The sequence below is a fragment of the Modicisalibacter xianhensis genome, assembly GCF_900113605.1.
GTDB lineage: Bacteria > Pseudomonadota > Gammaproteobacteria > Pseudomonadales > Halomonadaceae > Modicisalibacter > Modicisalibacter xianhensis.
On the sequence record NZ_FOPY01000009.1, the window covers coordinates 42,653 to 54,186 of the forward strand.

Below are 11,534 nucleotides of genomic sequence, written 5' to 3' on the forward strand. Positions count from 1 at the left end.
CGACCTCATAACAAACGTAGGGCTCCTGAACATGGAAAACCACATCATTGCAGGCATGGCTGGCGAATCGTCGATCGCCACCACAGGCGCCGGTCCCGAGCAGGAACAAATGCGTAACATTGGCGATCACGCCACGATGGTCAAGTGGCAGCGCTTTTCCGTTCCTTTTGCCTATCCGGTTGCATTCACGCGCAATCTATTTGCGCTCGACAATCCATTGCTCTTCGAAATGCTGGCGATGCGCGAACGGGACAAGCGTCATCGCTGCCTGGTGTATCTCGATGAGGGCGTGGTGACGGCGCAGCCTGATTTGCCGAATCGTGTGCGTCGCTATTTCGATGCCCACGCGCGACATATCGAACTGGTCGATTGGGTCGTCGTGCCGGGAGGAGAAGATATCAAGCTACACCCGGGGCATGTCATGGCGATGCTCAAGGCGATACACCGCCTGAGGATAGACCGTCATGCCTATGTCCTCGCCATTGGTGGCGGGGCAGTGCTGGATGCCGTCGGCTTCGCTGCAGCAACGGCTCATCGTGGGGTCCGCCATCTGCGTGTACCCACGACGGTACTGTCACAGAACGACAGCGGTGTCGGCGTCAAGAATGCGATCAATACCCATGGGGTCAAGAACTTTACCGGTACGTTCGCGCCGCCCTGGGCAGTGCTCAATGACTTCGATTTTCTGGAGACACTTCCCCGGCGCGAGCGCGTTGCCGGTATCGCCGAAGCCATCAAGGTCGCGCTGATTCGCGACGGGGACTTCTATCGCTGGCTGGAGGCCAACGCCCAGGCACTGGCCCGTTTCGACCAGTCGGCGGAAGAGTTCATGGTGCGTCGCAGCGCCGAGCTGCACATGCACCAGATCGCCTACGGTGGCGATCCGTTCGAGCTGGGGTCGGCGCGTCCGCTCGACTTTGGCCACTGGTCGGCGCACAAGCTCGAGGCGTTGACACACCATGAAGTCCACCACGGCGAAGCGGTAGCCATTGGCATTGCACTCGATGCGCGCTACTCGGCCCTGGCAGGACTCCTGCCCGAGCCTGAGGCCCAGCGTATCGTCGAGTTGCTGGATTCGCTGGGCCTGGCGACCTTCCACCCGCAACTGCTGGCCACCGGTCCCAGCGGCGAACTGGCTCTCCTGGCCGGGTTGCAGGAGTTCCGTGAGCACCTCGGCGGCGAGCTGACCGTGACGCTGCTCTCGGGTATCGGCCAGGGTATCGAAGTGCACGACATCGACATGGCTCTTATGGCACAGGCAATCGCCTGGCTCAGCGAGCGGGAGGCATGTCATGCGCTTGCCCAATGACCGAGGTGACCTGACCTATTGTCTCAACATTCATCCAGCCGAAACCTGGTCGGAGGTCCGCCAGGCCCTGCTGGGGCCGGTCAGGGCGGTCCGACAGGCGGTGGCGCCTGATCAAACGTTTGCTCTCGGACTGCGCCTGTCCGCCCAGGCCATGCATACGCTCGAGGACAGGCATGTGCGTGCCGAGCTGAAGGATATTCTGGCATCGGAAGGCTACCGGGCCGTTACCGTGAACGGCTTTCCCTATGGCACATTTCACGGGGTACGCGTCAAGGAAGAGGTCTACCAGCCGGACTGGCGCTGCAAGGCGCGCCTGGATTACACCTGTGCACTGGCCGAGTTGATGGCCGAGCTCGGCGCCGCCGGGGATCGTATCAGCTTGAGTACGGTGCCAGGGACCTTCAAGCCGCTCGGGGCAGGTAACGAGTCGTTGATGGCCGACAATCTGCTGAAGGCGGCGGCTCACTGTGCCGAACTCGAGCGCCGCACTGGCGTGTGTGTCGCGATTGCGATCGAGCCGGAGCCTTATTGCTTCCTGTCGACGATTGACGAGGTCATCACCTTCTTTCAGGAATATCTGTTTTCCGGGTCTGCCCAGCGTCGTTTCGCCGAACTCTCGGGCATCAGTCCTGTCCAGGCGGCCGAAGAACTGCCCCGGTATCTCGGCCTGTGCTATGACGTCTGTCATGCCGCAGTCGAGTTCGAGGATCCTCGCTCCAGTGTCGCGCAATTGCGCGAGGCCGGGATAGCCATTCACAAATTGCAGCTCAGTGCTGCTCTGCGTGTCGCCAGGATCGATGCCAGGGCGCGCCAGGCGCTCGACGCCTTTGCCGAATCCACCTATCTGCATCAAGTCGTGGCCTTGGGCCGGCAGGGTGTGGCCCGCTATGCCGATCTGCCTGAGGCGTTGGCGCGCGGCTGCCAAGCTGATGGTGAGGAGTGGCGCATCCATTACCATGTGCCGATATTTGCCGAGACGTTGGGCGAGTTCGGCACGACACAGCCTTTTCTGAGTGACATCCTCGACCTGCATCGCCAGTCACCGCTATGCACACACCTGGAAATCGAGACCTACACCTGGCATGTCCTGCCTGAGGCGTTGAAGCACGAACGAATCGAGGAGGCGATCGCATGCGAACTGCGCTGGGTGGCAGAGAGATTGGCGTAAAGTGGCGGCTCTGGCTTCGGCTGGGACGGGTCTCTAATCTGCCGACGGTATGGACCAACGGCCTGGCAGGCTGGATGTTATCGACGGGAATGGCCCCGATCTCGGGGCTGTGGCTCGTCCTGGTGGCATTGTCCTTGTTTTATGTCGGCGGCATGTATCTCAACGATGCCTTCGATGCAGCAATCGATGCGCAGGAACGGGCAGACCGACCGATTCCGATGGGCGAGGTCACGCGTTCGACGGTGGCCCTCGGCGGTTCGATCATGCTGGGGTGCGGCATGCTGTTGCTGTTCACCCTCGGCGCGGCCGCGGGGCTGTCCGGCATGGCGCTGGTAGCTGCCATCGTGCTCTACAACTGGTGTCACAAGCGCACGCTATGGGGGCCAGTGGTGATGGGTGTCTGTCGCCTGCTTACCTATGTGACGGCGGCACTTGCGGCAGGCAACATCTCCACCTGGACATTGATTGGTGGCCTGGGGCTGTTCTGTCATGTGGTCGGGCTGACGTATGCGGCGCGCCAGGAAGCCTATGACCGCATGGAGACGGCATGGCCGCTGGCGGTATTGGCTGTGCCTGCGGTGATTCTGCTGACGCGCATCACGGATGCGACGGCGATCGTGCTGCTGGTGCTGTACCTGTTGTGGATGGCCTGGTCGCTGCGCCTGCTGTTTCGTCGCCAGTCAGGTGATGTTTCACGCGCCGTAGTGGGGATGATCGCTGGCATTGCGCTTTACGATGCCGTGCTGATCGGAGCGCTGGGGGCAGCCGGGCTGGGCTGGTTGGCGGTTGCGGCGTTCGTACTCACACTGGGGTTGCAACGACTTGTTTCGGGGACCTGACGCAACAACCCTGCGCCAGTCCGGTACATTCACTGGTCTGGCGCAGGGCTTCATTATTTTGCGAAAGTACCTTCAGAGCACGAGACAGTTGTATCTGTCGGCATCTGTGCAGTGTTCTCGAAGCTGTCCTCGAAGATATGGGCCAGTGCCAGGGCCTTGAATTGGGTGGCGTCTACCGGACCGTCCGGTAACAGCGACGCCTCTGAAGATATTACCAGTGGGCCATCCTGCGGATCGTCGGTGATCCGTCCATGCGAGCCCTTGACCAGTGAGGTGGCACTCAGGGATATGACGTCGAGCAATTGGCGCATGCCCAGCTTGCGCTTGGCTACACGCCAGCCCGCCGCCAGCTTGGGCCAGCGTATGTTCGGATCGAAGAACAATTCGACGGGGTCGTAGCCGGGTTTGCGATGGATGTCCACGGTCCGGGCATAGTCGGGCGCCCGTGCATCATCCAGCCAGTAGTAATAGCTGAACCAGCGGTCCGCCTGGGAAATCGCGACCAGTTCGCCTGCATTGGGATGATCGAGCCCATGAATGCGCTTTTCGGCCTCGCCCCAGACGGCCTCGATGCCATCGACCTCTTCCAGTAAGGCCTGGACCCTGGCCACCTGGTTGGGGACCTGAACATAGACGTGGGCAACCTGATGATCGGCAACGGCAAACGCCAGGGACGCGCCGGGGTCGAGTTGCTCGCGGCCCTGTTCGTTGCGCACGGCCAGCAGGCCGGCACGACGCAATACCCGGTTGATGTGAATGGCATCGGTGACCGGCGTGATACCGTATTCCGATACCACGATCACGCGTCGCCCATCACGTCTGGCGTCTTCGATGAGTTCACCGCAAAGCGCATCGACATCGCGAAGGTCGCGTTGCAGTTCGGGATGGTCGAGGTCGGGGCCGAGACGCTGCAGGTTGTAATCGAGGTGGGGTAGGTAGGTGAGGGTCAGTGTCGGGTCGCGGGTATCCATGACATGCCGGGTAGCATCGGCAATCCAGCGACTGGATGTCAGGTCGGCAACAGGCCCCCAAAAAGTGAAGAGCGGAAATTGTCCCAGCTTGGCGTCGAGTTCGTCATGCAGATCGGCAGGATAAGTGTAATGATCGGGAATCTTGCGGCCGTCGGCCGGGTACATGGGGCGTGGTGTGGCACTCCAGTCGGCACTGGAATACATGTTGTACCACCAGAAAAGCTTGGCGCAGGTGAACGAAGGATCGCGTGCCTTGCCGGCCTCCCATAGCTTCTCGCCGCCGACAAGCCGGTTGGATTGCCGCCACAGCCAGACCTCGGACAAGTCACGAAAGTACCATCCATTGGCCACTGCGCCATGTTCGGTGGGAGCCAGGCCAGTGGCCAGGGTGGACTGGACGCTGCATGTCACGGCCGGTGTCACCGTGTTCAGCGGACGCAGCCCACCCTGGCTTGCCAGTGCCGAAAGATGGGGGGTGAATTTACCGACCAGTCGTGGCGAGAGGCCGACGACAAGGATCACAAGGGTCTTGTTCATTTTTCTTCCCCGGTTATCGCTATTTTCGATTGTTCAAGCCATGGTAATGATCGATAACTAGCAAGTAAGGCTAGGTCTCTCAATAGCGCCATGGGGATTTGAAACTAAATTAATCCATATGTTAAAAAATGTAATATCCGTTCGGCTAGGAATTTACTGCGCTGGATATTGGCAGTATTCCCACTCGGTTGCCTATAAAAAGCTAGTGAAATGATCTTGGGCAATCGCTCGTGAACCGATAGGTTGGTAGGCATGACATAAAGGCAGGGAAACCGTCATGACTACAGCCCCCATGAATTTGTTGAGCGAATGGATAGTGCGCCAGGCAGGTGAAGAGGGCGCCTGGTTCGCCTCCCGTCTGCATTCGCTATCATCAGGTGCCGCAAGTGAACAGGACTTGCATATTTTTCTCGGCCTGATTCCGCGCAAGTTGGGTAAACAGGACCTGGCCCTGACATCTGAAGATGTCCGGCGAGCAGAGCTGGCTCACGCTGGCTGGCGACCTCAAGGCTGGAGCATTGACGGAGCAGCAAGGGTCGCTGCGTTGATTGGCTATCAGGGTCCGCGGCCCTTCGCCGATACCTTCAAGGATCTGCGACGCACGGCGGATGCCGGGGAGTTGATTGCGCTGTACCGGGGGCTGCCGCTATATCCCGAGCCAGAGTCGCTCGCTTTCGAGGTTGGCGAGGGGCTGCGTTCCAACATGCGCGCCGTCTTCGAAGCCATCGCTCATGACAACCCCTATGCACGTGACCACTTCGATGAGCATCGCTGGAATCATATGGTGCTCAAGGCGCTTTTCGTGGGTAGCCGCCTTTCCCCGGTCGTTGGCCTCGATGAGCGGGCCAACCCAGAACTGGCACGCATCCTGCTCGATTATGCCCACGAGCGCTGGGCGGCGGGACGAGCCGTGTCGCCGGAACTCTGGCGCTGTGTCGGGCCTTTTATCGACTCCCTGGACGCCCTCGATGATCTGCAACGCGTGATGTCGGGTACGGAAACGGAACGCAAGGCGGCGGTACTGGCCCTGACGGTAAATCAATCGCCACGGGCCCGTTCGTTACTGGCAGCCTCACCCGAGGTGGCGCGTCTGGTCAGCGAGGGGCATGTCGACTGGAACAATCTTCTGCAAAGCGAGGCGGCCTGACATGTATATCGATCCGCATGCCCACATGATTTCGCGTACCACCGACGATTACGAGGCCATGGCGGCAGCCGGCATCGTCGCCCTGATCGAGCCGGCGTTCTGGGTAGGGCAGCCGAGAACCTTCGTGGGGACGTATGTCGACTATCTGTCGACCATTGTCGGTTGGGAGCGGTTTCGGGCCGGACAGTTCGGTATCCGTCACTATTGCACGGTTGGACTCAATTCCAAGGAAGCCAATAACGAGGAATTGGCCGAGGGCGTCATGGAATGGCTGCCGCGTTTCGCCCTGAAGGAAGGCGTCGTTGCCATCGGCGAGATCGGCTACGACGAGCAGACGGCACTGGAAGACAAGTATTTTCGTGCCCAGCTTGCCCTGGCCAGGGACCTGCAGCTTCCAGTCATGGTGCATACGCCACATCGTGACAAGAAGCGAGGAACGTCGCGCTCGATGGACGTCTGCGAGGAAATGGGGCTTGATCCCTCCTGGGTGGTGATCGACCACAACAACGAGGAAACCGTGCGGGAAACGCTCGACAGGGGGTACTGGGCCGGCTTCTCCATCTATCCCTCGACCAAGATGGGCAATGCTCGGATGGTCGAACTGCTCAAGCAATACGGGGGCGAGCGTATCATCGTCGATAGCGCCTGCGACTGGGGTATCTCGGATTGCCTGGGAGTGGCCAAGACGGCGCAACTGGCTCGCCAGCAAGGCATCGACGAAGCGACGATCCGCAAGGTGACCTATGCCAATGCCCTCGAAGTCTATGGCAAGAGTGGCCAGATTAACGAGAGCGACTGGCTGGATCCGCCAGGTATCGATCAGCGTACCCTGTTCGAGGGAAATTCTATCCTGCGCGGCGGACGCGAGCCGCGTATCGAGGTGCCCGGTAAGCAGCGTGGCGATAGCCTGCTCATCGAGTGAACGGTAGTCGATGACAGCGCCCCGGCCTCGATGAGGTGCGGGGCATGTCGCTTTCAGGAAGAATTGGCACGAGTTTCGCGGGTCTGGTCAGCTGCATTGGCGGCAGCTTGGGATGGTGCCAGGCCGGCAGGCCGACGCTTTCGCCAGAACCGCTTCTCCAGTTCGATGATCAGGAAAAGCCCTACGCTGGCGAGCAAGATGGCAAGCCAGTGCATCGGCAACAGGGGAGCGCTCTCGAACAGGTGCTGCATGACCGGCAGGTAGGTCCAGCCAAGCTGGATCAGCACCACCAGGCCGATGGCGAGCCACACGGGGCGGCTGCCGAAAATGCCGTGCCATGACAGGCTACTGTTGATCAAGAAGCGACTGTTGATCAGGTAGGCTGCGCTGCCCATGACCAGCATGTTGACGGCGCCGCTTCGTGCCAGCGCCAGTGGGTTGTCCTGGCCATGCAATAGCCAGGCGAACATGCCGAATACGCACAGCAACAGCAAGCAGGACACGAACACCACCCGCCAGAGCAGGAACAGATCCAGCAATGGCGCATTGGGTGGGCGTGGCGCGCGTTGCATCAGGTCCGGTTCGCCTTTCTCGAAAGCCAGGGCCAGCCCCAGGGTAACGGCTACGACCATGTTGACCCATAACGCCTGCAGGGGAGTGATAGGCAGCAGGGTGCCGGCGAGTACCGCGATGAGAATGGCCAGGCCCTGGCTGCCGTTGGTCGGTAACAGGAAAGTGATGGTCTTGCGAATATTGTCGTAGACCTTGCGGCCTTCCTCGATGGCGTTGACGATCGTGGCGAAGTTGTCATCGGCCAGTACCATTTCCGCAGCTTCCTTGGCAGCTTCGGTACCCTGGATTCCCATGGCGATACCTACGTCGGCCCGCTTGAGTGCCGGGCCGTCGTTGACACCGTCGCCTGTCATGGCGCAGATACCGCCATTGGCCTGCATGGCCTTGACCAGCCGCAGCTTGTGCTCCGGGGCTACCCGGGCAAAGACATCGACGGTGCGAATGCATTCCGTCAGCTCCGTGTCGTCCAGCCTGTCGATATCGCGTCCGGTCAGTGGCGCGTCGGTGCGCACGAAGCCCAGGCGCTCGGCAATGGCCTTGGCGGTCATGGCGTGGTCGCCGGTGACCATGATGGGGCGAATGCCGGCGGCCAGACAGTGCTCGATGGCCTGGATGGCCTCATCGCGTGGTGGATCCAGCATGCCGACCAGGCCCAGCAGAACCAGGTCGCGCTCGATTTTCTCTTCCTTGAGGGCCGTCTCCCGTGACCAGCGCTTCTCGGCGATGGCCAGCACGCGAAGCCCCTGGCTCGACAGGTCATGTATGCGCTGTAACCAGAAGGCATGATCCAATTCGGAAAGGATGTCACCCTCGGCAACGTGACGGCACATGTCCAGTAAGCGGTCGGGCGCCCCCTTGACCAACAGGCGGTCGCCATCCTCGAAGGTATTCAGCGAGGCCATGTAGCGTCGTTCGGCATCGAAGGGCAGATGATCGCGGCGGGTATAGGAGTGCCGCACGGTGGCAATGTCCAGCCCGGCCTTGGCCGCCACGACCAGCAGCGCGCCTTCGGTGGGGTCGCCATGGATCTGCCAGCGTTCTTCGTTGCGAGCCAGCGCCGCATCGTTGCACAGGACCCCGGCGGTCAGCAGGTGGCCTAGTGCAGGATGATCGCCGAGAGTCATGGGATGCGCCTTATCACCGGCGCTGTCGCGCTGAATGCGGAACTCACCCTCGGGAATGTAGCCCATGCCACTCACGGCAATCGTTGCCGACGGCAGGCATAGCGCCTGTACCGTCATCTCGTTGCAGGTCAGCGTACCGGTCTTGTCGGAAAAGATGGTGGTGATCGCGCCCAATGTCTCGACGGCGGGCAGGCGGCGCACGATGGCATGTCGCCTGGCCATGGACTGGACGCCCAGTGCCAGGCCGATGGTCACGATGGCGGGCAGGCCCTCGGGAATGGCCGCCACGGCGAGCCCGACACTCGCCATGAACATCTCGGCAAGGGGTTCGCCATGTACCAGGAAACCGAACAGGCCGGTAACGATGGCGGCACCGAGAATATAGATGGCCAGGGTGCGTCCGGCCCGGTCGAGTTGACGCAGCAAGGGAGTCCTGAGCTTCTCGACGCGTTGCAGCATGTCGGAGATCTGGCCGATCTCGGTATGCTGGCCGGTTCCCACCACCACGCCCAGCCCTTGGCCATGGGCGACCAGAGTGCCGGCATAGGCCATGGTGCTGCGCTCGGCCAGTTCCGTCTCGGCATCGACGGGGGCCGTGTCCTTGTCGACCGGTACGGACTCGCCGGTCAGTGGCGCCTCATGAGTACGCAGTCGTCGCGTTTCCAGCAAACGAATGTCCGCAGGGACCCGGTCGCCGCTTTCCAGGTAGACGATATCGCCCGGAACCAGATCGGCAGCAGGAGCGTCATGCCGCTTGCCGTCGCGTATGACGCTGGCACGTGGCGACAACATGCCACGTATGCCTTCCATGGCGCGTTCGGCCTTGCCTTCCTGAATAAAGCCGATCAAGGCGATGATCATCACGACACCGGCAATGGCCGTGGCATCGAGGATTTCGCCGAGACCCAGACTGACCCCCGCGGCAACCAGCAGAATCAGCATGAGCAGGTTATCGAATTGCGCCAGCAGGCGTTTCCACCACGGGCGGGGAGGAGCCTGGCGGAGCTGGTTGGGTCCGTGTTCGGCCAGCCGTTGACGCGCCTGCTCAGAACTCAATCCGCTGAGAGTACTATTGGTATGCAGCAGGGCTTCATCGCATGTGGTTGCATGCCAGTCCCTTTGCTGCCGCCCGTCGCTTCCCATGCCCACCTCCGCTCGGCTGCCTCGAGTCATTCAGAAGTAGCACGAGGCCTATTTCAGCGCAGTGATGCAGGTCAAGCCGTTGGTGAAAGACGGTAAAAGGTGGTTGTCAGGCGATACGGTAAGCATGTGGCAGTTCGGCAAGCAGGCCACGCCCACCTGCCAGTGTCAGTGCCAGGTCATTCAGCGCGTCCCAGACCGGCAGTTCGATTCCACCCTTGATGGCAAGGTCGATACGCTGCGAAAACAACAGTAGCTTGTGCAAGCGCCTGTGGGGTAGGCGGGACAGTGCCTGCTGGTAGTTCGGGCGGCGCTTGTCGAGAATCATCGGACGCTGTGCCTTGCAGGCATGTTCGAGGCTCTGCCCCTGATCGAGATGCTGTTGCAATGACAACAGGGTGCGCAGTTCACGGGTCAATGCCCACAGTACCACCGGGGCCTCGATGCCTTCGCCGCGCAGTCCCTGAATGATGCGTACGCTGCGCTCGCGTTCGCCGCGCAGGCAGGCATCGGTCAGTGTGAAGACATCGTAGCGGGCACTGTCCTCGACACCGGATGCGATAGCTTCCGTGTTCAGGCGCGCTCCGGGAGGCAGGATCAGGGCTAGCTTCTGCAGCTCCTGATCGGCAGCCAGCAGATTGCCTTCGGTGCGCTCGCCGAGAAGACGAGCGGCATCCATGTCCAGTTGCAGGCCATGGCGAGCCGCCCGGTCGCGCATCCAGAAGCCCAGCCGCTGATGATCGACGGGCCAGACGGGGACGAACAACCCCAACTTGTCGAGTGCCTTGAACCACTTGCTCTGTTGCTGCTTGCGGTCCAGCCTGCCTGCTGAAATCAGCAGGATGTTGTCGCTCTCCTTGGCCTGGGCTGCATAGGCCTCGAGCACCTTGCTACCTTCCTGGCCCGGCGACTGGTCGCCGAGCCTGAGTTCGATGAGCTTACTGGTGGCGAACAGGGACATGCTCGCGGCGGATTCGGTCAGGCGCCCCCATTGGAAGCCATTCTCGACGTGCAGGATTTCACGCTCCTCGACGCCCTGGCCGCGTGCAGCGGCGCGAACGGCGTCGCAGGCTTCCATGTGGATTAGTGGCTCGTCGCCGGCCACGATCACGATCGGAGGTAAACGCTTGGCAATGGCCTCCGGCAGCTTGTCGGGAAACACCTTCATGGCGTGAGCGTACTCAGTCGGGCGAGAAGCTGACGAGACAGGTCATCGCGCAGTTCAGCCAGTGCGTTGGCCTGCAGTTCATCGCGCACCAGCGGGTCGTCATTGTTGACGAGATAGGTCGTGGCCGATTCCAACTGCCCTTGGGCAATCAGGTAGGCATTGTCGCTGCGCCGCTGCACGGAGTAGGGCGCAGTCATGCGAAGCTCGATCTCGTCGTTGATCATGTCGCCGCCGCGTAGGGAAATATTCTCGACCCGCTCGTCGCCCAGATTCAGGATCAGCGGTGCCTGATCCGACAGGACGACACCGGCGTTCTCCAGGGTGCGACTCACCTCGTCGGTCAATAGCGATGGCGTGGCCTGCAGGTCTACCGCATCGAAGGGCATCGGCTGGCGTTGCGTGCCGCGCAGATGGAAGCCGCAGCCTCCCAGTGTGCTGCCGACGATACCGACACCCAGGGCCGCGAGAGATTGAGCAAGAAAAGTCCGGCGCTTCATGGGTCGCTCCTTGATACCCAAGTATGCAGGAAATGCTGGATAAGTTGACGAGCAGTGCCAAGCACAAGGCGCACGACGCGCAGAACCCGCAGCATACGCAGGGTATGTGAGGCGTTCGAGCATCGTGCAACGCAGTGAT

Annotated in this window: 9 protein-coding genes; 5 read left to right on the forward strand and 4 right to left on the reverse strand. The window is 61.2% G+C overall.

Going from position 1 to position 11,534, the window contains the following annotated elements; translation table 11 throughout:
* Positions 1–31 precede the first annotated feature (31 nt).
* From BM194_RS12035 to BM194_RS12045, 3 genes are read left to right on the forward strand one after another with little or no spacing between them, the layout of a single operon-like run.
* Positions 32–1,309 (forward strand): 3-dehydroquinate synthase, encoded by a 1,278-nt coding sequence (locus tag BM194_RS12035; RefSeq protein WP_092847084.1) that lies wholly within the window; start codon positions 32–34, stop codon positions 1,307–1,309.
* Positions 1,293–2,477: a metabolite traffic protein EboE gene (gene eboE, locus BM194_RS12040; RefSeq protein ID WP_092847086.1), complete on the forward strand. Its 1,185-nt coding sequence runs from the start codon at positions 1,293–1,295 to the stop codon at positions 2,475–2,477. Before BM194_RS12035 ends, eboE begins: the two co-directional genes overlap by 17 nt.
* Positions 2,441–3,316, forward strand: coding sequence for a UbiA family prenyltransferase (locus BM194_RS12045; protein ID WP_218155394.1), 876 nt, complete (start codon positions 2,441–2,443; stop codon positions 3,314–3,316). The genes eboE and BM194_RS12045 overlap by 37 nt, the downstream gene beginning before the upstream one ends.
* A 53-nt stretch (positions 3,317–3,369) precedes the next feature.
* Here the strand turns inward: BM194_RS12045 and BM194_RS12050 are convergent, their stop codons facing one another.
* Entirely contained in the window at positions 3,370–4,824 is a 1,455-nt protein-coding gene (locus BM194_RS12050) for an alkaline phosphatase family protein (RefSeq protein WP_092847088.1), read from the reverse strand.
* Between the two features lie 277 nt (positions 4,825–5,101).
* Between BM194_RS12050 and BM194_RS12055 the strand changes: the two genes are divergently transcribed.
* Both BM194_RS12055 and BM194_RS12060 read left to right on the forward strand, forming a co-directional pair.
* Positions 5,102–5,971, forward strand: coding sequence for an EboA domain-containing protein (locus tag BM194_RS12055; protein WP_092847090.1), 870 nt, complete (start codon positions 5,102–5,104; stop codon positions 5,969–5,971).
* Between the two features lies 1 nt (position 5,972).
* The gene (locus BM194_RS12060) at positions 5,973–6,893 is read left to right on the forward strand and encodes a TatD family hydrolase (protein ID WP_092847092.1); all 921 of its coding nucleotides are present in this window, start codon (positions 5,973–5,975) and stop codon (positions 6,891–6,893) included.
* A 53-nt stretch (positions 6,894–6,946) separates the two neighbouring features.
* Here BM194_RS12060 and BM194_RS12065 read toward each other — a convergent pair whose 3' ends face one another.
* From BM194_RS12065 to BM194_RS12075, 3 genes are all read right to left on the reverse strand, one after another.
* Positions 6,947–9,733: a cation-translocating P-type ATPase gene (locus tag BM194_RS12065; protein ID WP_092847094.1), complete on the reverse strand. Its 2,787-nt coding sequence runs from the start codon at positions 9,731–9,733 to the stop codon at positions 6,947–6,949.
* A 106-nt stretch (positions 9,734–9,839) separates the two neighbouring features.
* Positions 9,840–10,898 (reverse strand): DNA polymerase III subunit delta, encoded by a 1,059-nt coding sequence (gene holA / locus BM194_RS12070; RefSeq protein ID WP_092847096.1) that lies wholly within the window; start codon positions 10,896–10,898, stop codon positions 9,840–9,842.
* Positions 10,895–11,395, reverse strand: coding sequence for an LPS-assembly lipoprotein LptE (locus BM194_RS12075; protein WP_177223402.1), 501 nt, complete (start codon positions 11,393–11,395; stop codon positions 10,895–10,897). Before BM194_RS12075 ends, holA begins: the two co-directional genes overlap by 4 nt.
* Positions 11,396–11,534 lie beyond the last annotated feature (139 nt).

Excerpts from the sequence above, each read along its gene's own strand:
- BM194_RS12035 (WP_092847084.1), top strand. The coding sequence starts at position 32 with ATGGAAAACCACATCATTGCAGGCATGGCTGGCGAATCGTCGATCGCC.
- eboE (WP_092847086.1), top strand. The coding sequence starts at position 1,293 with ATGCGCTTGCCCAATGACCGAGGTGACCTGACCTATTGTCTCAACATT.
- BM194_RS12045 (WP_218155394.1), top strand. The coding sequence starts at position 2,441 with ATGCGAACTGCGCTGGGTGGCAGAGAGATTGGCGTAAAGTGGCGGCTC.
- BM194_RS12050 (WP_092847088.1), bottom strand. The coding sequence starts at position 4,824 with ATGAACAAGACCCTTGTGATCCTTGTCGTCGGCCTCTCGCCACGACTG.
- BM194_RS12055 (WP_092847090.1), top strand. The coding sequence starts at position 5,102 with ATGACTACAGCCCCCATGAATTTGTTGAGCGAATGGATAGTGCGCCAG.
- BM194_RS12060 (WP_092847092.1), top strand. The coding sequence starts at position 5,973 with ATGTATATCGATCCGCATGCCCACATGATTTCGCGTACCACCGACGAT.
- BM194_RS12065 (WP_092847094.1), bottom strand. The coding sequence starts at position 9,733 with ATGGGAAGCGACGGGCGGCAGCAAAGGGACTGGCATGCAACCACATGC.
- holA (WP_092847096.1), bottom strand. The coding sequence starts at position 10,898 with ATGAAGGTGTTTCCCGACAAGCTGCCGGAGGCCATTGCCAAGCGTTTA.
- BM194_RS12075 (WP_177223402.1), bottom strand. The coding sequence starts at position 11,395 with ATGAAGCGCCGGACTTTTCTTGCTCAATCTCTCGCGGCCCTGGGTGTC.